This window comes from Vreelandella azerica, assembly GCF_013112225.1.
GTDB classification, from domain to species: domain Bacteria; phylum Pseudomonadota; class Gammaproteobacteria; order Pseudomonadales; family Halomonadaceae; genus Vreelandella; species Vreelandella azerica.
In genome coordinates this window covers 540750-565000 of record NZ_JABFHI010000002.1, presented here as the reverse complement: position 1 = coordinate 565000, position 24251 = coordinate 540750, and the positions used below count along the sequence as shown (strand labels likewise).

The 24251-nt window shown below is 56.4% G+C and carries 11 protein-coding genes and 5 pseudogenes; 3 read left to right on the top strand and 13 right to left on the bottom strand.

What is annotated here, in order from left to right; all coding sequences use genetic code 11:
• Window positions 1–29: 29 nt before the first annotated feature.
• A complete protein-coding gene (locus HLB35_RS06665; protein ID WP_171701981.1) occupies window positions 30–542 on the bottom strand; it encodes a CinA family protein in 513 nt (170 codons plus the stop codon).
• A 165-nt stretch (window positions 543–707) separates the two neighbouring features.
• On the opposite strand from HLB35_RS06665, the pseudogene mutS reads away from it, so the two are divergent.
• Both mutS and fdxA read left to right on the top strand, forming a co-directional pair.
• A pseudogene (gene mutS, locus HLB35_RS06660) lies at window positions 708–3274 on the top strand (DNA mismatch repair protein MutS).
• 167 nt (window positions 3275–3441) lie between these two features.
• On the top strand, window positions 3442–3765 hold the full coding sequence (fdxA, locus tag HLB35_RS06655) for a ferredoxin FdxA (protein WP_171701980.1): 324 nt from the start codon (window positions 3442–3444) through the stop codon (window positions 3763–3765).
• Window positions 3766–4278: 513 nt separating this feature from the next.
• On the opposite strand, the pseudogene eno reads toward fdxA, so the two are convergent.
• From eno to pilM, 12 genes and pseudogenes are all read right to left on the bottom strand, one after another.
• Window positions 4279–5567, bottom strand: a pseudogene (gene eno / locus HLB35_RS06650) (phosphopyruvate hydratase).
• A gap of 89 nt (window positions 5568–5656) precedes the next feature.
• Window positions 5657–6517, bottom strand: coding sequence for a 3-deoxy-8-phosphooctulonate synthase (gene kdsA, locus HLB35_RS06645; protein WP_171701979.1), 861 nt, complete (start codon window positions 6515–6517; stop codon window positions 5657–5659).
• Window positions 6518–6524: 7 nt separating this feature from the next.
• Window positions 6525–8207, bottom strand: a complete 1683-nt coding sequence (locus tag HLB35_RS06640; RefSeq protein ID WP_171701978.1) for a CTP synthase — start codon at window positions 8205–8207, stop codon at window positions 6525–6527.
• A 160-nt stretch (window positions 8208–8367) separates the two neighbouring features.
• Complete coding sequence (locus HLB35_RS06635) at window positions 8368–9786, bottom strand: FAD-dependent oxidoreductase (RefSeq protein ID WP_171701977.1); 1419 nt, start codon at window positions 9784–9786, stop codon at window positions 8368–8370.
• 49 nt (window positions 9787–9835) lie between these two features.
• Window positions 9836–14277: pseudogene (gene gltB, locus HLB35_RS06630) on the bottom strand (glutamate synthase large subunit).
• Window positions 14278–14777: 500 nt separating this feature from the next.
• Window positions 14778–15883, bottom strand: a pseudogene (gene aroB, locus HLB35_RS06625) (3-dehydroquinate synthase).
• 38 nt (window positions 15884–15921) lie between these two features.
• Window positions 15922–16500: a shikimate kinase AroK gene (aroK, locus tag HLB35_RS06620; RefSeq protein WP_171701976.1), complete on the bottom strand. Its 579-nt coding sequence runs from the start codon at window positions 16498–16500 to the stop codon at window positions 15922–15924.
• Window positions 16500–18595 (bottom strand): annotated as a pseudogene (locus tag HLB35_RS06615) (type IV pilus secretin PilQ). The gene aroK and the pseudogene HLB35_RS06615 overlap by 1 nt, the downstream one beginning before the upstream one ends.
• A gap of 59 nt (window positions 18596–18654) precedes the next feature.
• The gene (locus HLB35_RS06610) at window positions 18655–19194 is read right to left on the bottom strand and encodes a pilus assembly protein PilP (RefSeq protein WP_171701975.1); all 540 of its coding nucleotides are present in this window, start codon (window positions 19192–19194) and stop codon (window positions 18655–18657) included.
• Window positions 19191–19850: a type IV pilus inner membrane component PilO gene (locus tag HLB35_RS06605; RefSeq protein WP_171701974.1), complete on the bottom strand. Its 660-nt coding sequence runs from the start codon at window positions 19848–19850 to the stop codon at window positions 19191–19193. Before HLB35_RS06605 ends, HLB35_RS06610 begins: the two co-directional genes overlap by 4 nt.
• Window positions 19840–20412 (bottom strand): PilN domain-containing protein, encoded by a 573-nt coding sequence (locus tag HLB35_RS06600; protein WP_171701973.1) that lies wholly within the window; start codon window positions 20410–20412, stop codon window positions 19840–19842. The genes HLB35_RS06605 and HLB35_RS06600 overlap by 11 nt, the downstream gene beginning before the upstream one ends.
• A 12-nt stretch (window positions 20413–20424) precedes the next feature.
• On the bottom strand, window positions 20425–21486 hold the full coding sequence (pilM, locus tag HLB35_RS06595; RefSeq protein WP_171701972.1) for a type IV pilus assembly protein PilM: 1062 nt from the start codon (window positions 21484–21486) through the stop codon (window positions 20425–20427).
• 208 nt (window positions 21487–21694) lie between these two features.
• On the opposite strand from pilM, the gene HLB35_RS06590 reads away from it, so the two are divergent.
• A complete protein-coding gene (locus HLB35_RS06590) occupies window positions 21695–24226 on the top strand; it encodes a penicillin-binding protein 1A (RefSeq protein WP_171701971.1) in 2532 nt (843 codons plus the stop codon).
• Window positions 24227–24251 lie beyond the last annotated feature (25 nt).

The following is a 24251-nucleotide window of genomic DNA, read 5'->3' as shown; positions in this document are numbered from 1 at the left end:
CAAATGCTCTGGCGCGTATTATTCACTGCTCACCGCTCACTGATCGACATGATCAAGGTGGCCATGGCTTGGCGAACCGTCTGTTCACGTACCGCGTGGCGGTCGCCGGGGAAATGCAGACATTCTGCCTGCTGGGCCTGCTGGTTACCCCATGCCAGCCAAACGGTGCCCACGGGCTTTTCCGGGCTACCGCCGTCCGGGCCTGCCACGCCGCTCACGGCCACGGCAAGGTCAGCACCGCTTTCCTTACAGGCCCCGGCCACCATGGACCTGACCACGGCCTCGCTGACCGCGCCTTCATTGGCAAGTACCGAGCTCTCTACCCCCAAAAGACGGGTTTTCGCCGCATTGGAATAGGTCACATAGCCAGTGGCAAAATAGGCGGAACTGCCCGGCACTGCAGTAATGGCACTGGCAATACCGCCACCGGTACAGGATTCTGCCGTGGCAATCTCAAGCTGATGCTGCTGGCAGAGTTTACCCAACCGCTGCGCCAACAGGGTCAGATCGAGATTTTTCAGGCTTTCAACGCTTGGCTCCATGCTCACTCCTTCATGTCGGTGATGACTTCAGCGTAGAATAGCGGCTTTTGCGTGGCTAAAGAATGGTTGCCTGCCCAAGCGCTGCCCATTCAAGCGTAGAACCTAATTCACGGAACCACGCGCAAGCCATTATACAGCTTGCGCCCTGCTTATTTCAGGACGCTCATGGCCAATACCAGCCCGGCAAACACGCCGATGATTGCTCAATACCTGAATATTAAACGCGAACACCCCGAGGTCCTGCTGTTTTACCGCATGGGGGATTTCTATGAGCTGTTTTTTGATGACGCCAAACGCGCTGCGGCTCTTCTCGACATCACCCTTACCCAGCGCGGCCAGTCCGGCGGGCAACCCATCCCCATGGCAGGCGTTCCCTTTCACAGTGCGGAAGGCTACCTGGCTCGTCTGGTCAGCGCGGGGGAATCCGTCGCCATCTGCGAACAGATTGGCGACCCGGCCACCAGCAAGGGCCCAGTAGAGCGCAAGGTAGTACGTATTGTCACGCCTGGCACCCTGCACGATGAAGCCTTACTGGATGCCCGCCGCGATAACGTGCTGGCCGCCATTGCGCCTCACCAGGCCAAATGGGGGATTGCCTGGCTGGAGCTGTCCAGCGGCCGTTTCAGCCTTTTAGAGCTTGAAAGCGACGAAGAAATGCTAGCCGAGCTGACGCGGCTCTCTCCGGCTGAACTGCTGGTGCCGGAAAACCTCACACTGCCCGAGCCGCTTTCCGCCCAGCGCGGCCTGCGCCGCCAGGGTGAGTGGCTGTATGATCTGGAGAGTGCCACCCGAAGCCTGTGCGATCAGTTTGAGGTACAGGATCTGCGCGGCTTTGGCTGTGCCCACCTGACCACCGCCCTGATTGCCGCTGGCGTCCTGGTTGATTATGCCCGCGACACCCAGCGCTCTCGCCTGCCGCACGTCACCTCGATCAGCGTTGAAAACCGTGACGATGCGGTAGTGATTGATGCCGCCAGCCGGCGCAATCTGGAGATCGACACCAATCTAGGCGGCGGCAGCGACAACACCCTGGCCAGCGTGCTCGACACCTGCGCCACCGCCATGGGTTCACGCCTGCTCAAACGCTGGCTTAATCGTCCCCTGCGCCAGCGTGACATCATCCATGACCGCCAGGCCGGGGTTGCCCTGCTGCAGCTTGATGTCACCTATGAAGCCTTGCGTGAAACGCTGAACGCCGTCGGCGATGTGGAACGCATTCTTTCCCGGGTGGCGCTCTACAGCGCCCGCCCGAGAGACCTAGCCAGGCTGCGCGATGCACTGGCCACCCTTCCACAGCTGCAGACGCTGTTAAGCCAGGTGGACAACGGTAGCGTCATTGACCATCTGCGCCCCCATATTCAGCCTTATCCGGCGCTGAGCGACACCCTGCAGCGGGCTATTGTTGAAAATCCACCCGTGGTGATCCGCGAGGGTGGCGTGATTGCCAAAGGCTTTGATGACGAACTGGATGAGCAGCGCGGGCTGGCCGAAAACGCCGGCGACTACCTGGTCGCCCTGGAAACACGCGAGCGCGAGCGCACCGGGCTTAGCCACCTCAAGGTTGGCTACAACCGGGTACACGGCTACTTTATCGAACTCCCCGCGCCCAAGCCCAGCAGGCACCGGCCGAGTATATTCGCCGCCAGACACTTAAAAATGCCGAACGCTTTATCATTCCTGAACTCAAGGAGTTTGAAGACAAGGCGCTATCCGCCAAATCCCGCGCCTTGAGCCGTGAAAAATGGCTGTATGAGCGCCTGCTGGATGAACTCAACACCCATCTGCATGCCCTACAGGCAAGCTCTCGTGCGCTGGCGGAACTGGATGTTCTGTGCGCCTTTGCCGAGCGCGCCGATGCGCTGGACTGGGTACGCCCAGTGCTGAAGGAAGACACCGGCATCACTATCCGCGCCGGGCGCCATCCGGTGGTTGAGCAGGTCAGTGAGACGCCCTTTGTGCCCAACGATGTCAGCCTCAACCCGGAACAGGCGATGCTGATCATTACCGGCCCCAATATGGGCGGTAAATCCACCTACATGCGCCAGGCAGCACTGATCACCCTGCTGGCCCACTGTGGCAGCTTTGTACCTGCTGATGCAGCAGAAATCGGCCCGGTTGACCGTATCTTCACGCGGATTGGCTCCTCCGATGATCTGGCGGGTGGGCGTTCAACCTTTATGGTGGAAATGACGGAAACCGCCAACATCCTGCATAACGCCACTTCGCAAAGCCTGGTATTAATGGATGAAATTGGCCGGGGCACCAGCACTTTCGATGGCCTTTCACTGGCCTGGGCCAGCGCCGAACATCTCGCCAAGCTGCGCGCCTTGACCCTGTTTGCCACCCATTACTTTGAAATGACTGCCTTGCCAGAGCATGCCGAAAGTGTCGCCAATATCCACCTGACAGCAACGGAGCACGGTGACCGCATCATCTTCATGCACCGCATTGAGCCTGGCCCCGCCAGCCAGAGTTACGGCCTACAGGTTGCCCAACTGGCGGGCGTACCTACTAGCGTTATTCAGCGCGCCAGGGAAACCCTGCACAGCCTTGAAAAACGTGACAGTGAAACCTTGCCCAACCCAGCAGGTACACAGACAGCGCCGCTGCAGGATGACCTTTTTGCCCAGGCTCCCCACCCGGTAGTAGAAGCCCTGGAAAACCTGGCCATTGATGAACTCACGCCCCGTCAGGCACTTGAACTGCTGTATCAGTGGCGGGAGCGGGTGTAATAGAATAATGACCTATCAAGGGGACAGGTACTTGCCGCAAGTAGCTGTCACCCTCTAAAATACAACACTTTATTTATATGAAAACTGAATTTTATATCCAAATGTTATTAAACCAGTCTGGGTATGCCACCTGACGACATAACCAGCACTTGAAGAGGGAATTAACGATGACGTTTGTCGTGACCGAAAATTGCATTCAATGCAAATATACCGACTGCGTGGAAGTCTGCCCGGTCGACTGTTTTTACGAAGGCCCCAACTTTCTCGTCATTCACCCTGATGAGTGCATCGACTGCGCCCTGTGCGAGCCGGAATGTCCTGCGGAGGCAATTTTTTCCGAGGATGAATTACCCGACGGCCAGGAGCAGTTTATCGAACTCAATGCCGAGCTGGCGGAGGTGTGGCCCAATATTGCCGAGAAAAAAGACCCGCTACCTGATGCAGAAGAATGGGATGGCAAGACCGGCAAACTGGAAAAGCTCGAACGCTAGCTTGGCTCAGCAAAATTAGTGGTGCGACACCTTGCCTCAACACCAGCAGGCAACAGGATTGCAGTCAGGGTGTCGCCGACTGAAAGAAACGTCACTCAAAAGTTTATTACACGCACAAAAAAGCGGCCCGTAGGCCGCCCGCTCCCAGCATGTCCACAGGCATTCCCTATGCCTAACATCCAAAGGTACATTCCCTGCCGGGGCCAACACCCCCTATATCACCCGGCGTACCTGACTATCCCGTTGCATCCTGCTCGAGAGCGTCCTTGCCTCCCCTTGTCCATAAATTCATTGTGGCAGATTTATCTGGCGACTCAAGGGCGTCCAAAATACACAAGGCGGGCTGCTTGGCCCGCCTTGTGTAACATTCAATGCCAAAACAATCAGTTGCCAGCTACACTGTTACATTATGGCTGATAAACAGTTGTTTTTGCGCTAATTTCTACGCCTTTTGTAAGAGATCTCTTACAAGAATTGAAGAGATCTCTTACACTACCCGAGGGTTAATTGCCGTTATTGACCCTTGATAGCCTGACGACCAGGATAGCTGACGTCACCCAACTCGGCTTCGATCGCCAGCAGGCGGTTATATTTGGCAACCCGGTCAGAACGGCACAGCGAGCCTGTCTTGATCTGCCCTGCCTGGGTACCCACGGCCAGATCCGCGATGGTGGTATCTTCTGTTTCACCACTGCGGTGAGAGATAACCGCCGTGAAACCCGCATCCTGAGCCATCTTGATAGCGTCCAGAGTTTCTGACAGCGAGCCAATCTGGTTGAACTTGATCAGGATAGAGTTACCGATCTGTTCATCGATACCCCGCTTGAGGATTTGAGTATTGGTGACAAACAGGTCATCACCCACCAGCTGCACCTTGTCCCCCAGCTTATCGGTCAGAGCTTTCCAGCCATCCCAGTCAGATTCGTCCATACCATCTTCGATAGAGACAATCGGGTAGTCTGCGCACAGCCCGGCCAGATAATCGGCAAAGCCTTCGGCATCGTAGCTTTTGCCTTCGCCAGACAGGTTGTACTGGCCATCCTTGTAGAACTCGGAAGAAGCGCAGTCCAGCGCAAGGGTGACGTCTTCATCCAGACGATAGCCCGCATCGGCAACGGCCTGCTTGATTACCGCCAGCGCCTCGGCGTTGGAGGCCAGGTTAGGTGCAAAGCCGCCTTCATCACCTACCGAGGTCGACAGCCCCCGTGCAGACAGAACTTTTTCAGGGCATGAAAGATTTCTGCCCCCATACGCAGGCCTTCACGGAAGTTGGCTGCCCCCACCGGCTGCACCATAAACTCCTGAATATCCACGTTGTTGTCAGCATGTTCGCCGCCATTAAGGATATTCATCATGGGAACCGGCATGCTGTACTGGCCCGGCTGGCCATAAAGCTCGGCGATATGCGCGTACAAGGGTACGCCCTTGGCATTGGCCGCTGCCTTGGCAGCCGCGAGCGATACCGCCAGTATAGCGTTGGCGCCCAGGTTGGCCTTGTTTTCGGTGTTATCCAGCGTCAGCATGGCGTTATCCAGGCCGCGCTGGTCACGGGCATCCAGACCCAGAAGGCCATCACGAATCGGGCCGTTAACCGCTTCAACCGCTTTCAGAACACCTTTGCCCAGATAACGTGACTTGTCACCATCACGCAGCTCCAACGCCTCGCGCGAACCGGTAGAGGCACCGCTTGGAGCACAGGCTTCGCCAACCGCGCCACTTTCCAGGCGAACCGTGGCAGAGACGGTAGGGTTACCGCGTGAATCAAGTACTTCCAGCGCACGAATATCGACAATTTTAGTCATCAAGCCGTCCTTTTTGTTGGTGTTAACATCATGGGTACTAAAAACTTTGTTCAATACTGGTTGTTTGAATCATTCTCTCAGCGGGTATTTCAACGGATAACCAAGGGATCAAACCCTTTTACCAGCGTATCCAGTTGCACCAGCTGACTGAGAAAAGGCGCCAGCTGCTTCAGCGGCAGGGCACAAGGGCCATCACACTTGGCGTTATCCGGATCAGGATGAGCCTCCAGGAAAACACCTGCCAGGCCCACCGCAACCCCAGCGCGGGCCAATTCAGCCACTTGGGCACGGCGGCCGTCGGCACTGTCAGCCCGACCACCGGGGCGCTGTAACGCATGGGTCACATCAAAGAAGACCGGAAAGCCTGTCTGTTTCATATCACCAAAGCCGAGCATATCAACAATCAGATTGTTATAGCCGAAGCTTGAACCACGCTCACACAGCAGCAGCTGATCATTACCAGCTTCCTGGCACTTGCTCAGGATATGGCGCATTTCGTGAGGCGCCAGAAACTGCGGTTTCTTGATATTGATCACGGCACCTGTTCTGGCCATGGCGACCACCAGGTCGGTCTGGCGGGCCAGAAAGGCAGGTAGCTGAATGATATCCGCTACTTCAGCTACCGGCGCTGCCTGCCAGGGCTCGTGCACATCGGTGATGATCGGTACGCCAAAGCGTTCCTTGATTTCCGCCAGAATGGCCAGGCCCTTTTCGAGCCCTGGGCCACGGTAGGCGTTGATCGAGCTGCGATTGGCCTTGTCAAAACTGGCCTTGAACACATAGGGAATACCGAGCTTGGCAGTAGCCTCGACGTAGGCAGACGCCACTTCAATGGCAAGGTCCCGGCTTTCCAGCACGTTCATGCCGCCCAACAGCATCAAAGGCAAAGAATTGCCGGCGGTAAGGCCGGCAATGTTGATATGACGCTCTGCAGGTTGCGGGTAAGTCATGGGTCGCTTACTCCTCGTTATGCCCTGCGGTTGACGGTGTCTGGCTCGCAGATTGCTGGCGAATGCGCGACGTCTTGTGCTCCAGCGCAGCGTTGACAAAGCCACTGAACAGGGGATGCCCATCGCGGGGCGTGGAGGTAAATTCCGGATGGAACTGACAAGCCACATACCAGGGGTGGTCGGCCAGTTCGATCACTTCCACCAGGGATTGATCAACACTCTTGCCAGAAATCACCAGACCGACTTTTTCCAGTTCATCTACAAACTGGTTGTTGACCTCAAAGCGGTGACGATGGCGCTCAACAATTTCGTCAGCGCCGTAGGCGGCTCTCGCTCGGGTACCCGCTTCCAGATGGCACACCTGGCCACCCAGACGCATGGTGCCACCCAGGTCAGATGCCGCATCACGCAGCTCAATCTTGCCTTCGGCATTGAGCCACTCGGTGATCAGGCCCACCACCGGGTGCTTAGTGTCGTGGGTAAACTCGGTGGAGTTGGCATCTTCCCAACCGGCGACATTGCGCGCATATTCGATCACCGCCACCTGCATACCCAAGCAGATACCCAGGTAGGGAACCTTGTTTTCACGGGCAAACTGCGCCGCCATGATCTTGCCTTCCACCCCGCGCTCACCAAAGCCACCGGGCACCAGGATGGCATCCTTGCCTGCCAGCCGCTCGGTACCGTGGTGCTCGATATCTTCCGCATCAATATAGTCAACGTTGACCTTGATACGATCCTGGATACCGGCATGAATCAGCGCTTCGTTAAGCGACTTGTAAGCATCAAGCAGCTCCATGTACTTGCCTACCATGGCAATGCTGACCGACTTCAGAGGGTTGAGCTTGGCATCCAGCACCCGCACCCAGTCAGACAGATCGGCCTCGCCCGCTTCAAGATTGAACTTGTTGCAGACGATCTCATCCAGGCCATGCTCGTGCAGCATCAGCGGAATACGATAGATGGTATCAGCATCCTGAAGCGGCACCACGGCGCGTTCTTCAACATTGGTGAATAGCGCGATCTTGCGGCGTTCGGCTTCTTCAAGCTCCACTTCGCTACGACAGATCAGGATATCCGGCTGGATACCGATGGAACGCAGTTCCTTGACGCTGTGCTGGGTCGGCTTGGTCTTGGTCTCGCCCGCCGTGGCAATATAGGGCACCAGGGTCAGATGCATGAAGAGTGCGCGCTGGGCACCCAGCTGGCTGCGAATCTGGCGGATCGACTCAAGAAACGGCAGTGATTCAATATCACCCACGGTACCACCGATTTCCACCAGCGCCACGTCAAAGCCTTCACCGCCCGCATAGACACGACGTTTGATTTCATCGGTGATATGCGGAATTACCTGCACGGTACCGCCCAGGTAGTCGCCGCGCCGCTCCTTGCGCAGCACGTGCTCGTAAACACGCCCGGTCGTAAAATTATTACTCTGGGTCATCTTGGTGCGGATAAACCGCTCATAGTGGCCCAGATCCAGATCTGTCTCGGCGCCATCTTCCGTGACGAAAACTTCGCCATGCTGGAAGGGGCTCATGGTGCCCGGGTCGACGTTGATGTAAGGGTCGAGCTTGAGCATGGTGACTTTTAGGCCGCGCGCCTCAAGAATCGCCGCCAGTGAGGCAGATGCGATTCCCTTGCCAAGCGAGGACACAACGCCACCGGTCACGAAGATATATCGTGTCATGGAAAACCTGTCGAAACGTGATCAATAGGCACAGCAGAAAGCCACACCAGGATGGGAGGACAGGATAGCAGAGTACGCCTAAAGGCTCAATTGAACGACGACCTTTAGGGCATGCCATGGCATCAGCTATCACCATGACATGCCCAACCGCCTGAATTGCTCAGACCCCCAGGTAGTCCAGAATACCTTCTGCCGCCTGACGACCTTCATAAATGGCCGTCACCACCAGATCCGAGCCGCGCACCATGTCGCCACCCGCAAAGATTTTCTCGTTGCTGGTCTGGAAGGCGTACTGGCCATGTTCCGGCGCCTTGACGCGGTCGCGTTCATCGACTGCGATGTTCGATGTGCTGAACCAGGGTGCGGGGCTGGCCTGGAAACCAAAGGCAATCACCACGGCATCAGCGGCAATGATTTCTTCTGAACCTGGCACAACCTCAGGGCGCTGGCGACCATTTTCGTCCGGCTCACCCAAGCGGGTTCGCACGACTTTGACACCCTCAACCTTTTCTTCCCCCACCACCGCTACCGGCTGGCGGTTAAACAGGAACTCGACGCCCTCTTCCCGGGCATTGGCCACCTCACGGCGTGAGCCTGGCATGTTTTCCTCATCGCGACGGTAAGCACAGCTGACGCTGGCAGCGCCCTGGCGGATCGAGGTGCGGTTGCAGTCCATAGCGGTATCACCCCCGCCCAGCACCACCACACGCTTGCCTTCCATAGAGATGTAGTCTGACGGGTCTTTTTCAAAACCCAGGCAGCGATTAACGTTGGCGATCAGGAAATCCAGCGCCTTGTAGACGCCTGGCAGGTCTTCGCCGGGGAAGCCCCCTTCCATGTACTTATAGGTGCCCATGCCCAGAAAGACAGCGTCGTAGTCCTGCAGCAGGGTTTCGAACTCGACATCGGTGCCGATTTCGGTGTTCAGACGAAACTCCACGCCCATTTCCTCAAACACCGCCCGACGGCGCTCCATGACGTTCTTTTCCAGCTTGAACTCAGGAATACCAAAAGTCAGCAGGCCGCCAATCTCCGGGTACTTGTCAAACACCACCGGCTTGACGCCGCTGCGCGCCAGAATATCGGCACAACCAAGCCCGGCCGGGCCTGCACCAATAATCGCCACCTTCTTGTCCGTCCACATCACCTTGGACATATCCGGGCGCCAGCCCATGGCAAAGGCCGTATCGGTGATGTACTTTTCAATCGACCCTATGGTCACCGCACCAAAGCCGTCATTCAGGGTGCAGTCGCCTTCACACAGACGATCCTGCGGGCAGACACGCCCACACACCTCAGGCAGTGAGTTGGTCTTGTGGGAAAGCTCTGCAGCTTCAAGAATATTGCCTTCCACCACCAACTGCAGCCAGTTGGGAATGTAGTTATGTACCGGGCACTTCCACTCACAGTAAGGGTTGCCACAGTGCAGGCAGCGATGCGCCTGGCTAGCAGCATCCGTGGGCTTGTAGGGTTCGTAGATTTCAGCGAACTCTTTTGCCCGTGAGCGAGCGTCTTTCTTTTGTGGATCCTGACGACCTACATCAACAAACTGGAAGTCATTATTTAATCGGTTAGCCATGATCATTTTCCTCTCGGCGATTCGGCATCAGCTATTCAGGCAAAGCAGCTTATTCAGCGTGCCGCCGCGACTGGTCCAGCAGGCTGCTCAAGCTTGCCGCCTTGGGCTTCACCAGCCAGAAATGGCGCACGTAATCACCAAAGTCTTCAAGAATATCTGCGCCTCGCTGGGAACCTGTTGCCGCTACGTACTCTTCAAGCAGTTCACGCAGATGGCGGCGGTAGGCTTCCATCGTCTCGGTGTTTACCCGGTGAATCTCGACCAGCTCGTGGTTGTACTTGTCGACAAAGGTACGGTCTTCGTCGAGCACGTAGGCAAAGCCACCGGTCATACCGGCACCAAAGTTGACCCCGGTTTCACCCAGCACGCAGACAAGGCCCCCGGTCATATACTCACAGCAGTGATCGCCAGCACCTTCGATGACGGCACGGGCGCCTGAGTTACGTACCCCAAAGCGCTCGCCGGCAATACCCGCGGCGAACAGCTGGCCACCGGTCGCCCCGTACAGACAGGTATTACCGACAATGGCAGTCTTGTGGCTCTCAAACTGACTTTCCCGCGGCGGAATGATCACAATCCGGCCACCGTTCATGCCTTTACCAACGTAATCGTTAGCATCACCTTCCAGATGCAGGTTCAGGCCGCGAGCATTCCACACCCCGAAGCTCTGCCCTGCCACGCCGGTAAAGCGCACATCCAGCGGCGCCTCTTCCAGCCCTGCTTCACCGTAGTGCTTGGCAATCACACCGGACGTCAGGGCACCCACGCTGCGGTCACAGTTGGTAATCCGGAAGGTGAAGGTACCGCCCGACTTGGCCTCAATGGCGCTTTTCACCGCATCGAGCACTTCCAGGTTCTTGGCACCCGGGTCATGGGGCACGTTACGGTTCACCTGGCAGAACTGCGGCGCATCCGCAGGCACATAGTCGTTACCCAACAGCGGCGTCAGATCCAGCTTGCGCTGGGAAGCCGTCTGGCCCTCCAGCACTTCCAGCAGATCCGTGCGGCCAATCAGGTCGGTCAGCTGGCGCACGCCGAGCATGGCCATCAGCTCGCGCACTTCTTCAGCGATGTAGCGGAAGTAGTTCTTGACCATATCGACGGTGCCGCGGAAGTGCTCGCCACGCAGATAGTCATCCTGGGTCGCCACACCGGTGGCACAGTTGTTCAGGTGGCAGATACGCAGGTATTTACAGCCCAGCGCCACCATCGGTGCGGTGCCAAAACCAAAGCTCTCGGCGCCCAGAATGGCGGCCTTGACCACATCAAGACCAGTCTTCAGGCCGCCGTCGGTCTGCAGGCGGATCTTGTCGCGCAGACCATTGATACGCAGCGCCTGATGCACTTCCGGCAAGCCCAGCTCCCAGGGCGAGCCTGCATGCTTGATGGAAGTCAGCGGGCTGGCCGCCGTACCGCCATCATAGCCGGAGACCGTAATCAGGTCGGCATAGGCCTTGGCAACGCCCGTGGCGATGGTACCGATACCCGGCTCTGACACCAGCTTCACCGACACCTGGGCATCCGGGTTGACCTGCTTGAGATCAAAGATCAGCTGGGCCAGATCTTCAATTGAATAGATATCGTGGTGCGGCGGCGGTGAAATCAGCGTTACCCCAGGCACTGAATAGCGCAGCCGGGCAATCAGAGCGTTCACCTTGCCACCCGGCAGCTGGCCGCCTTCACCGGGCTTGGCGCCCTGGGCCACCTTGATCTGCAGCACGTCAGCGTTGACCAGATAGTGCGGCGTTACGCCAAAACGCCCCGAGGCGATCTGCTTGATCTTGGAGTTACGGATGGTACCGTAACGCGCCGGGTCTTCGCCGCCCTCACCAGAGTTGGAGCGGCCGCCGGTCTCGTTCATGGCCTGGGCCATGGCTTCATGGGCTTCTGGTGAGACGGCGCCCAATGACATACCCGCTGTATCGAAACGCGGTATCAGGTCATCAATGCTCTCGACTTCATCAAGCGGCAGCGGTGTTGCCGCCGGCTTGAGGGATAACAGGTCACGAATGGTCGCCACGGGCCGCTCATTGACCAGCTGGGCAAATTTCTTCCATTTCTCATAGCTGCCGTCCTGTACCGCCTGTTGCAGGTACATGATGACGTCCGGGTTGTAGGCATGGTACTCGTGGCCATGCACATACTTCATCAGGCCACCCTGGGAAATCCCCTTACGGGCAATCCAGGCAGTTCGGGCCAGGGCTTCCTGCTGCAGCTGAAGCTCTGCAAAACCGGTACCCTGAATGCGCGATGCCATACCTTCAAAGCACATTGCCATGATATCGCTATCCAGCCCAACGGCCTCGAAAAGCATCGAGCCGCGATAGGAGGCCAGGGTCGAAATCCCCATCTTGGAAAGAATCTTGAACAGACCCTTCTGCATGCCTTTACGGTAATTCTCTCGCGCATCCGCGGGGTTGCCGGTCAGCTCACCGACCCGCTGCATATCCGTCATGACCTGATACGCAAGCCAGGGGTAAACGGCTGTAGCGCCTACGCCAAATAGCACCGCCATCTGGTGAGAGTCACGTGCATAGCCGGTTTCCACCACGATATTGGCATCCGGGCGCAGCGCAAGGCGCCCCAGGTAGGTATGCACCGCACCGACTGCCAACACAGACTGAATGGGAATCTGGCCTTTAGGAAGGTCAGCATCACTGAGCACCAGGATGACCTTGCCTGCCAGCACCTGCTTTTCCGCTTCTTCACACAGCTCGCCAAGCGCCTGCTTTAAGCTCTTCTCTTCAGGGTTATACCCCAGCGAGAGGCGGTAACTGGCAAAGGCCGGATCTTTCTCATTAACCAGCGCAGTGAACTTGCGCGGCGACAGTACGGGTGTCGTCAGAATGATACGATGCGCGTGCTCCGGCGTTGCCTTGAAGACATTGCGCTCAGCACCGATACAGGTTTCCAGCGACATCACAATCGCTTCGCGCAGCGGGTCAATGGCCGGGTTGGTAACCTGGGCAAACTTCTGGCGGAAGTAATCGGTCAGCAGGCGCTGACGCGATGACAATACCGCCATCGGCGTATCATCGCCCATTGACCCCACTGCTTCCTGGCCGCTTTCCGCCAGCGGGCGCAATACCTGGTCACGCTCTTCAAAGCTGACCTGGAACATTTTCTGCTGGGTGTTCAGGGCGTCGGTATCCATGACCTGAAAACGTGCCAGTTCAGTCAGCGCTGACTCCAGATAGTTAGCTTGCTGCTTCAACCAGCGCTTGTAAGGATGCGCGGACTTGAGACGACCGTCGATATCATCGGTATGCAGCACTTCACCGGTCTGGGTATCCACCGCCAGCATCTGGCCAGGGCCTACTCGGCCTTTGGCCACCACATCTTCCGGCTTGTAATCATAGGTGCCAATTTCCGATGCCAGGGTGATGAAGCCATTTTTGGTCATTACCCAGCGCGCCGGGCGCAGACCGTTGCGGTCGAGCATACACACTGCCTGACGACCATCGGTCATCACCACGCCTGCCGGACCATCCCAGGGCTCCATGTGCATGGAATTGTATTCATAGAAGGCGCGCAGCTCGGCATCCATGGTTTCCACGTTCTGCCAGGCAGGCGGCACCATCATGCGTACGGCGCGATGCAGATCCATGCCACCGGTCAGCAGCACTTCCAGCATGTTGTCCATACTGGAAGAGTCCGACCCCGTGGTATTGACGATTTCCTTCAGCTCAGCGACATCCGGCAGACGGTCGCTGATAAAGTTTTTCTTACGCGAGTTGGCCCAGCCTCGGTTGGCTTCAATGGTGTTGATTTCACCATTATGCGCCAGCAAGCGGAAAGGCTGAGCCAGCGGCCAGCGCGGTGCCGTATTGGTTGAGAAGCGCTGGTGGAACACGCAGATAGCGGTTTCAAGGCGCGGATCGTTGAGATCCTGGTAAAACGCGGGCAAGTCTGCGGGCATGACCAGGCCCTTGTAGGACACCACCTCGGAAGACAGCGACGCCACGTAGAAATCCGCTTCGTCCTGCAGCTGTTCTTCAGCACGGCGACGCGCCATGAACAGATCAACATCAAAGTGCTCACCGGCTCCGGGCATCACGAATATCTGGCGAATACGCGGCAGGCAATCCAGCGCCATCGGACCACAGACGGATGAATCTGTCGGCACTGTGCGCCAGCCTGCGACCTCGAGTCCACGCTGCTCAAGCATCTGCTCCAGAACAGACTCAGCGTGTTCGGCGCGCGCATCGTCGTCAGGTAAAAGATAACGCCGACAGCAAAAGTATCGCCCAGGGAGGTCCCTAAGGCATCTTTTGCCACATCGCGCATGAAATGCTCGGGCATCTTGAGCAGCAAACCACAGCCGTCACCTGTCTTGCCGTCGGCAGCAATACCACCCCTGTGGGTCATACAGGTAAGCGATTCAATAGCGGTTTTCAACAATTCATGGCTGGCTTGCCCCTGCATATGGGCGATCAAACCAAAGCCACAGTTATCGCGAAACTCGCCGGGCTGATGAAGACCTCTGTTCATGGGCGTGCCTCAAAAAACGTGTTTTATTTACAACGGCACCGTGGTAAAAGAAAGGTTTTTAATCTTTTTTGCTTACCTTCCCTGATACACCCAGGCTCTAGAAACATCGCCGTTGACGTGAAAATGGTCGGTCAGCATAGCGACTGCTGACCTGATAGTGCAATCGAATCGGCTTCACAAGAAAGCTAAAAACCTTGCCAAATCCACAGCTTGCACAACACTCAATATGAAAAAGTGATACGCTTCAATAACTTGCAGTGCAGCACAACGGTAATTTAACGCTGTTTCACAAAGATTAAACTTTAGTCTAAAAATACCTTAAAAAGCCATGCCGATAGCGCATAAGGCATTCTGATTATCAATTTTTGGCCGACCAGACACCTATTCCTATCCGCCTTCTGCTTTTCAGGCTTGGTATTTTATAGCTCGCCAAAAAAAACCCGCCGGATATCGACGGGTTTTTTTGGCAGTGAACCTGTAGCGATCTGGAACATCAGCGCTCAAGCACGTGGGTAATGATCCAGCAAATCATTCAGCAGACTGATGGGCGTTTCATCACTGATGCAGGCATCGCCCAGCTCGCGCAGCAGCACCAGACGCAATCGGCTATCAATGTTTTTCTTGTCGCGGCGCATAGGCCCCAGAAAATCATCGCGCTGCATACCCAGTGGCGCCTTCAATGGCAGGCCAGCACTTTCAATCACCTGCATACTGCGCGCCAATGCAGCCTCGTCAATCCATTCCAGGCGCCGGGAAAGGGTCGCCGCCATGGCCATACCGGCACCAATAGCCTCGCCGTGTAGCCAGTTACCATAGCCTTGATGCGCTTCGATGGCATGGCCAAAGGTATGCCCCAGGTTCAGCAGGGCTCGTACATCCTGTTCGGTTTCATCTTCAGCCACGATATCGGCTTTTATCTGGCAGCTTCTGGCAATCGCTTCTGCCAATGCCTTGGCATCATGGGCACGCAAGGCGGCCATATTGGCTTCAAGCCAGCTCAGAAATGCCTCATCGCGAATCAGACCATACTTGATCACTTCGGCAAGCCCTGCTGACATCTCACGGTCTGGCAAGGTAGCCAGGCTATCAAGGTCGACCAGCACGGCCTTGGGCTGCCAGAAGGCGCCGACCATATTCTTGCCTAACCGGTGGTTAACGCCTGTCTTGCCCCCTACCGAGGAATCGACCTGGGCCAGCAGCGTGGTCGGCACCTGAATAAACGCCACACCGCGCTGATAACTAGCGGCCGCATAGCCAGCCATATCGCCGATGACACCACCCCCAGGGCAATCAGCGTGCAGCGGCGATTGAAACCGGCCTCCAGCAAGGCTCCCCAGATGCGGTTAACCTGTTCGATGGTTTTATACTGCTCACCATCTGGCAGGATGCAGGTCTGCACATCCAGCGATTCTGGCAGCTGCTGCGTCAGTTTTTCCAGATATAACGGGGCGATGGTTTCATTGGTCACGATCATCACCTGCTGACCGGCCAGATAAGGCAGGATGGCGTCCGGATTGGACAGCAGCCCGGTGCCGATATGAATCGGGTAGCTACGATCACCCAGATCAACATTAAGCGTGCGCAAGGCGTCCGGTAACGGCGTCATCAAGATACCTTTTAAATTAGATGTTTTAATTAACTGTTTTAATTAACTGTATTTTTAGCTTTCTCTTCAGCTACTGCGCCATCCATCTGTAAGGGATCATTCAGGCGCTGAACCCGGCGCAGAATCTCGTTGACCACCGCCCGCGGGCTGCGTCGGTCAGTGCGTACGCTGACATCCGCCGTTGAACGATAAAGCGGATCACGCTTGGCATACATGTCGTAAAGCACCTGCTCGCGGTTTTCACACTGCAGTAACGGGCGGTTGCGATCCTTGGCGGTGCGCTTGAGCTGCTGCTCAACGGTCGTCATCAGGTAGATCACCGTGCCACGCTCGCGCAGTACGCGACGATTTTCTTCACGCAGCACAGCACCGCCACCGGTAGCCAGCACAATGGGGCTGCGGCGAGTCAGTTCGTCAATCATCTGCACTTCACGCTGACGAAAACCAACCTCGCCTTCCACATCAAAGATCCAGGGAATATCGGCGCCACAGCGGTTCTGGATGGCGTGGTCACTATCCACGAAGTCACGGGCCAGCTCAGCTGCCAGCAGGCGACCTATGGTGCTTTTACCAGCCCCCATGGGGCCGATCAGAAAGAGGTTGGGTAAATCCTGCATCAACGAACCGCCAAACCATCATCAAGTAAACGTGGAGTTATAAAGACCAGCAGCTCTACTTTTTCACTACTCTCTTCAGTGTAACGGAACAGCCTGCCAATCAAGGGGATGTCTCCCAGCAACGGCGTCTTGGCCATCTGACGCAGCTCTTCCGTTGTCAAGATACCACCCAGAACGACAGTTTGCCCATCATCAACCAGCACTTGGGTCTCAATGGTATTGGTATCAATTGGCGGCTCACCACCAAATTCCGACTCGCGGAAGCTGTCATTACGGATAACCAGATCCATGATAATCCGGTTATCCGGAGTGATCTGCGGGGTTACTTCCAATGACAGCAAGGCCTCCTTGAACTCAGTATCCGGATTGTCATTGCCGTCAACACTCTGAAAAGCCCGCTCTTCGCCTTGACTGATAACCGCCGTGCGCTGGTTGGCCGTGATGATCCGTGGCTGGGAAATCGTCTGGCTCTTGCCTTCGCTTTCCAGCGCTCTCAACTCCAGATCCAGCAGGATATCGCTGGATAGATAGCCAAAACCAAAGGTGGTCTGCGCCGCGGTATTACCGCCCAAGTCAACCGCCAGGCCGCCGGTACCCGGTGAGCCATTGGAAGCCCCATTGAACGTCAGCGCGTCTGGGTTACTTGATCCGCTAAAAATATTATTTACTGAGCCATTGCCGGAAATGCCCCAGTTCACGCCAAGCTCCCGGGAAGCGGTATCCCGGGCAATCACAATACGCGCCTCAATCTGCACCTGGCGTACCGCCACATCCAGACGGTCCAAGGTGGTCAGAATCTGATTGACCTGCTCCTGGGTATCCTGAATCAACAAGGTGTTGGTACGCTGATCGATACTGACACGGCCACGTTCAGTCAACAGGCCAAAGCCATCTCCTCCGCGCAACAGCTGCGCCAGATCTTCCGCCCTGGCGTACTTGACCTCTATAAACTCGGTGATTAACGGTGCCAGAACATCGCGCTGGTTACGGGCTTCAAGCTCTTGGCGTTCTAACTGGGCAAGCTCCTGGGCAGGCGCGACGACAATAACATTGCCTTTTTCGCGGCTTGAAAGCCCCTGGCTTTGCAGGATCAGATCAATGCCTGATCCCAGGGCACATCGTTAAGGTTCAGCGTCACTCGGCCGGTCACACTGTCACTGGCGACAATATTCAGGCCGGTAAACTCGGCCAGGGTCGCCAGTACCGCGCGCACTTCAATATCCTGGAAGTTGAGGCTTAAGCGTTCGCCTTCATAGACCTGGTCCTCGCTTTGCGCCTGCTGGGGTGCCTGGCTCGCTGGCTCCACTTCCACCGTCAGCGTCTGGCCGCTTTGCGACGACATCATGGCATAGGGGCCTTCGGTTTCGAGAATCAGCTGGGTACCCCGCTGGGTGGCTCTGGGCACCACACGCTTTATCGGGGTGGCGAAATCGGTGACATCGTAGACCTGATTGAGCGCATCAGAAATCGCCACATCACGCAGATCCACCACGACCCGATTGCGACCGTCTTCCTCTACCCGAACGCGGACATTGTCACGGTTGAACACCACATCCAGCTGCCCGGCTCCCCCACTGCCACGACGAAAATCAATCCGCTCGATCTGCGGCCCCTGACTGGTTTCCAGGTCGGGTGCTTCATCCATGCGAGCCATGTCATTAATACCGCCAGCTGGCCAAACAGGTTGATCAGAGTTCGCGGCCACTGAAATCCGCAGGAACTCTCCATCGCGCTGAGTGGTGTATTCATAGGCCTCAGCCAGATTAATGATCAGCCGTGTGCGCCCATTGCCTTCAACCGCCATTACTTGCTCCACGCCAGGGTGGTTGGTATCAAAGCGTCGCCGGTCGAGGGCGCTTTTGGTATCGGCCAGATCCAGCATCAGCCGATGGGGCGAATCCAACCGATAATCCTTGACGGTCGGCGCTTCACCAAAGAACTGTAGATTGATATCTACGCGGTCTGCGTTGGCATGCTCAACATTCAAATCGGTCAGCACCGCCGCACTGGAGGCGCCTGGCAACCATGCAGCCAGTAACACTATGCCGATAAGAATGCCGCGCACCTGCGTCTTACCTAACGTCTCGCTCAACATTCAGCGCCCCCTAATATTTAATCTTGCCTATTTAATCTTGCCGATAGCGGTATTTATTTTCATTCCTCACCGTCCAGCACAAGCGCCACCTCGCGCACCTGCCAGCCTTCAGTCTGGGTAAAAATACGCTCATCTATTTCAATACGTTTTGCGCCAATGCGTACAATCCGCCCGTAGTCCGGGCCTATGTAATTACCTTCACTGACGCTGACCACATCACCCTCAGGGGTTCGGATCAAGGCGCGCTGGCGGTTGTTCATCTCTAGCATGCCTACCAGCGCCAGCTCCTGTAGCGAGAAGCGCTCCAAAGGTTGCGGCTCGCGGGAAGTATCCGGTGCCAGATTGGCATTCGCCACCAAAACAGGCGCTGACTGGCTTGCTACCGCTTCTGGCGCCAGAAAGGGGCTACGCTCACCCCCATGGGTATAGGCGAGCGGCTGATATTCCGGTATGTGCGGCACCACCAGGGGCGGCTGCGTACCCGGCGCCTGACGTATCTGCTCCAGCTCCTCGGCCAGCTCACCCAGCCTGGCATCCGCACAGCCACCCAGCAGCCCCATCAGTATGAGCATCAGCCCCCACCCTGGCCAACGGTTCATTGCCTACCTCCCTGAGTGCTGTCATTCTCGGCGCCTTCGCTCTGGGGTCGGTCACTGTAAGTCCGAGCAAGTATGGCCAGCCGCAGCGTCTGCTCGTCATCCTCCACTGGCTCCAAGACAAAATCATGCTGGGTGACAATGCGAGGCAAGGCAGCTATATCAGCCACAAACTGTGCGATATCGTGATAGCCGCCCTGCACTTCGATATCAAAAGGATGTTCAATATAGTGTGTCTTGAGAGTGGTTTCCTGCAAACGAATAGTTTCCACGCTCAAACGGTTATCCAGCGCCGCATCGCTGATACTGTCCAGTAAGGAAGGAATTTCAGCGTTCGTCGGCAGCATGGCCCGCAGCTGCTGCATCTGCGTGTCCATCTCTGCCAACTGCTGCTCGATTTCTGGCAGATAGGTCGTTTCCATGGCTTTTTGTCTGAACTCCGTCAGCAGACTGGATTCCTCACGCTCGGCCGCTGATAGCCGCTCGGTACGCTCCTTGATCACAAACCAGTAAATCAGTGCCAGCGCCAGACTAAATACCAGCAGCAGGGTGATCACTTTAAGCAATAACGGCCAGGTACCGGCTTCCTTGACATCAAGCGCTTGCAGATCGGTATCGCGCAGGCGCTGCCATTCCTCGCTCAAGCGGTTAGTCTTCATCCTTGACCTCCTCGTTGCTACTCTCCACCTCGGTCTGGCGCACTTCAAAGCGGAACAGCCGCCGGGTGGAATCTGTTTCGCGCTCTACCTCTGACAGCGAGGGCGTACCCAGCCTCTGCGCGTCGGCAATCCGACGTAATTGCTCGGAGACCTGACGATCCGTTCCCGCTTCTGCTGTGACGCTCAACAACTGGGCGCTGCGCGACAACCGCTGATAGACGACCCCATCCACCATGCTGGCAGAGATATCATTAAACACCGCCACCGTGGCGCCACGCGCATTCTGTAGATTCTGAAACGAGGCTAACCGCTTGCTTAACTCATCGGCGTCGGCCTTGAACTCACTGACGCGACGAATATCCGCATCAAGCTGGATGACCTGCTGACGAATGAAGTCGTTACGCTGCTGCTGCGCTTCAAGCTCCGCGTAATAATAAAAAGCGATGGCGCCACCCAGCGCAGCACCCAGAAGCAGAGCCAGCACCAAGAGGGTATAGAAACGTCGGGTCAGCTTTTCACGCCGGACCTCTCGCCAGGGCAGCAGATTAATCATTATGCTCATAGCCCAGTTCTCCTATTGCCCGGCTCGCATGGCCAAGCCACACGCCGTCAACATGGCAGGCGCATCATTGCTCAAAGCGTCTTTTTTGAGGCGCTTGCTGACCAGCATGTGTTGAAACGGATTGGCAATGGTAACGGTCATACCACTGTCTTCGGCAATTCGCTCGGCTAAGCCGGGAATGACGCTTGAACCACCGGCCAGTACGATTTCCTTCACCTCGTGGTGGCGCCCCGCGGTATAATAAAGCTGCAGTGAACGCCCCACCTGCTGGACGACGGTTTCCAGAAAAGGCGTTAACACCTCGGCGTGATAATCTTCCGGCAGACCGCCGCGTTTTTTGGCAAACCCGGCTTCTTCCATCGAAAGGTCATAGCGTTCACGAATGGCATCCGTTAATTGACGTCCGCCGAACACGGTATCGCGACTGTAAACAATATGCCCTTCGCGCATCACATGAAAGGCGTTCATATGAGCACCAATATCCACCAGCGCCACGCAGGCCGAAGCTTCACCCTTGGTGGTTAACTGGCGACGTAGTGAATCGAAAGCGCGCTCAACGGCAAAGGTTTCCACGTCAACAGCTTCTGGCTCAAGCCCTGCTTTTTCCAGCGTTTCCGTCAGTTGCCGGACATCCTGCTGGCGACAGGCAACCAATAGTACCTGCTGTTCATCCTCATTGAACGGCGAAGGTCCCAGCAGCTGAAAATCAAACGCTACCTCATTAAAAGGGAACGGGATATGACGTTCAGGGTCTTCAATAATGCGTTCTTCAATATCTTCTTCGCTCAGCTCCAGCGGAAAAGATAAGGTCTTGGTGATGGTTGCACTGGCAGGGACGGCCACGGCGGCTTTACGGGTAGATGGCCTGGCATGTTCAACGGCTCGGCTAAGTACACTGGCCACATCATCGATATCCTGAATGCGGCGCTCAACAACCGCTCCATCGCGTAATGGCCGCACAGCATAGCTGGCTACCTCATAGTTTCCAGCGGTTGGCTTGAGCTCAAGCAGCTTGACAGTAGCCGACGTGATATCCACGCCAATCAGCCCTTTGCTAGGCTTTAGTAAGCGCATTATTGAATTTGACTCCCGCAAATAAGATCGCTTTGTAAAGGTTACATCAGTTTAACGATGTGCACACCCAGCAGCTTTTATCACATCAACACTGGTGAGAGCAGGCTGAGCTTCCTATAATGCCCGCTTATCATGTATGTCTACTTTTAGATTGCTGTGTATCATCAAACGTGACAACACACCTTATCGCCCACAGGGGCTTTTGTTCATGAAGTTGATCCGTAATATCATTTTATCTCTGTTTTTCATGCTGGTATCGCTCACCGGTGGTGTTGCGCTGGCTGTTATTGGTGCGGCACTCTATTTTGCCCCTGGCCTTCCGGACGTGCGTCAGCTGCAGGATTTCGAGCTGCATACGCCGCTTCGCATCTACACCCGTGATGCCAAGCTGATTGGTGAATTCGGTGAAGAACGGCGTATTCCCGTCGACTTTGCCGATATTCCCCAGCCTATGATTGATGCCCTGATTGCGGCAGAAGACCAGAGCTACTTCGAACACTCCGGGGTAGACCCGCGTGGCCTGGCCCGCGCGGCGGTTGAGCTGGCGCAAAGTGGCGGAGCAATTCAGTCCGGTGGTTCAACGATTACCATGCAGGTAGCCAGAAATTACCTGCTGACCCTTGAGCAGACCTTTACCCGCAAGATTCGTGAAATCCTGCTGGCGCTGCAAATGGAGCAGGTGCTCGACAAGGAAGACATCTTTGAGCTTTATGTTAACAAGATCTTTCTTGGCAACCGCGCCTACGGCATCGCCTCTGCTTCAGAAACCTACTATAACCAACCCCTTAGCGAGCTAAGCCTCGCCCAGACGGCGATGATCGCTGGCTTGCCCAAGGCACCTTCAGCGTTTAACCCACTGGCTAACTCAGAGCGCTCGCTAATTCGCCGCAACTGGATTCTGTTTCGCATGCGCGAACTTGGCTTTATCGACCAGGACGCCTATCAGCAAGCGGTGCAGGAACCCATTACCGCTCAGCGACATCGCACGCAAACTGAAGTGGATGCTGCCTATGTCTCCGAAATGGCACGTCAATACGCCATGGATGAGTTCGGCAACGATGCCTATACCGGCGGCTACCGGATTTACACGACGCTGGACAGCGAACTTCAGCCTTATGCCCAGCAGGCACTTGCTGACGGCCTGCTTGCCTACGACAGGCGCCACGGCTGGCGAGGGCCGGAAGAGCGTGACATCCCGGCCAGCCTGGTTGAAGCTCAGGAAAACACCGCTACCCGAGGCCTGGAAGAAGAGCTGGGCGAATCCCCCGAAATTCGCGAGACCGCCCGTCAGGCCGCTGAGCGAAGCCAGACCGTGGTCGATGGCTTCGATGGCGATGTCAGCAACTGGATTCAAGTGCTACAGAACACCCCCAGTTACGGCGTTCTGGAGCCAGCGATCGTCGTTGAAACCCTCGGTCGAGAAATGCAGGTACTCACCCAGGATAACGAAATTCGCACGATTCCCTGGGAAGGCATGGCCTGGGCACAGCCTTACCTGAGCCCACGCAGCCGGGGTGCCGCCCCCACATCAGCCGGCCAGATTGCCAAAAGTGGCGACCTGATAAGAGTTATTGAAGACGAGAACGCCAACCTGCGCCTGTCACAGCGCCCCCAGGTGGAAGGCTCTCTGGTCGTGCAGAACCCCGATGATGGTGCCATTGTTGCCCTTCAGGGTGGCTTTGACTTCAATGCCAGCAAGTTCAACCGCGCAGTACAGGCAGAAAGGCAGTCAGGGTCAATCTTCAAGCCCTTTGTGTATGTGACGGCTCTGCATAGCGGCGAGATGACCGCTGCCACCATCATCAATGATTCACCGCTGGTGCAGGCGGATGGTAGCAACTCTTTATGGCGCCCGATGAATTCAAGCCGCGACTTTCTGGGGCCGATGCGCCTGCGCCCGGCATTGGCCCGTTCACGCAATCTGGTGACGATCCGTATCCTGCGTGAAATGGGGCTCAACTACACGATCAACTACCTGGAAGGGTTTGGCTTTGAACCTGGACGCTTGCCTAGAGGTCTGTCACTGGCACTCGGCAGCGCCAGCCTGACGCCGTTGGAAATGACCAATGCCTACGCGATTCTTGCCAATGGCGGCTTCAAAGTTCACCCCTGGTACATTCACCGCGTTACCAAAGGCGAGGAAAACGGCGAAGTAATTTACGAGGCCACGCCTCGGGTTGTGTGTGAAAGCTGCCCGCCAGACCAGCAAAGTGTTGAAATTGATGGCCGGGAGTTTCCCGTCGCCCCTCGGGTGGTCGACCCGGAAGCCGCCTATATTATTCGCGATATGCTGCGCGAAGTGGTTGAACGAGGCACCGCCAGAGCCGCTTTAAGCCTTGAACGCAGTGACATTGTCGGCAAGACAGGCACTACCAATGATCAGCGCGACGCCTGGTTTGCAGGCTTTAACAGTGATTTGGTGGCCACGGTCTGGGTGGGCAAGGATAACAACGAAAGTATCGCTGAATACGGTTCCAATGCGGCACTGCCGATCTGGATTAGCTTTATGCGCGATGCGCTGGAAGGTCAGCCGGAAGCCTGGCCCGAACAACCCGAGACGGTTGTCAGCGTACGTATTGATCCTGACACAGGACGCCGCCTGCGTGACGGTCAATCGGGCGGTATTTCAGAGCTGTTTGATGTTGATCACCTGCCCGGCTATCAATCTCGCTCGGTCAGCCAGGAAGTGGAAGAGATCAGTGGCTCTCAAGGGACAGGTTCACCTGAATCCATTTTTTGAGCTGCCTAATCTTGCTTATTAAGTG

Bases quoted from the DNA above. Each gene is read 5' to 3' on its own strand.
- HLB35_RS06605 (WP_171701974.1), bottom strand. From the start codon at position 19,850: ATGAAGACTAACCGCTTGAGCGAGGAATGGCAGCGCCTGCGCGATACC.
- HLB35_RS06635 (WP_171701977.1), bottom strand. From the start codon at position 9,786: ATGGCTAACCGATTAAATAATGACTTCCAGTTTGTTGATGTAGGTCGT.
- HLB35_RS06665 (WP_171701981.1), bottom strand. From the start codon at position 542: ATGGAGCCAAGCGTTGAAAGCCTGAAAAATCTCGATCTGACCCTGTTG.
- HLB35_RS06640 (WP_171701978.1), bottom strand. From the start codon at position 8,207: ATGACACGATATATCTTCGTGACCGGTGGCGTTGTGTCCTCGCTTGGC.
- HLB35_RS06590 (WP_171701971.1), top strand. From the start codon at position 21,695: ATGAAGTTGATCCGTAATATCATTTTATCTCTGTTTTTCATGCTGGTA.
- aroK (WP_171701976.1), bottom strand. From the start codon at position 16,500: ATGCAGGATTTACCCAACCTCTTTCTGATCGGCCCCATGGGGGCTGGT.
- kdsA (WP_171701979.1), bottom strand. From the start codon at position 6,517: ATGACTTACCCGCAACCTGCAGAGCGTCATATCAACATTGCCGGCCTT.
- fdxA (WP_171701980.1), top strand. From the start codon at position 3,442: ATGACGTTTGTCGTGACCGAAAATTGCATTCAATGCAAATATACCGAC.
- pilM (WP_171701972.1), bottom strand. From the start codon at position 21,486: ATGCGCTTACTAAAGCCTAGCAAAGGGCTGATTGGCGTGGATATCACG.
- HLB35_RS06600 (WP_171701973.1), bottom strand. From the start codon at position 20,412: ATGAGCATAATGATTAATCTGCTGCCCTGGCGAGAGGTCCGGCGTGAA.
- HLB35_RS06610 (WP_171701975.1), bottom strand. From the start codon at position 19,194: ATGAACCGTTGGCCAGGGTGGGGGCTGATGCTCATACTGATGGGGCTG.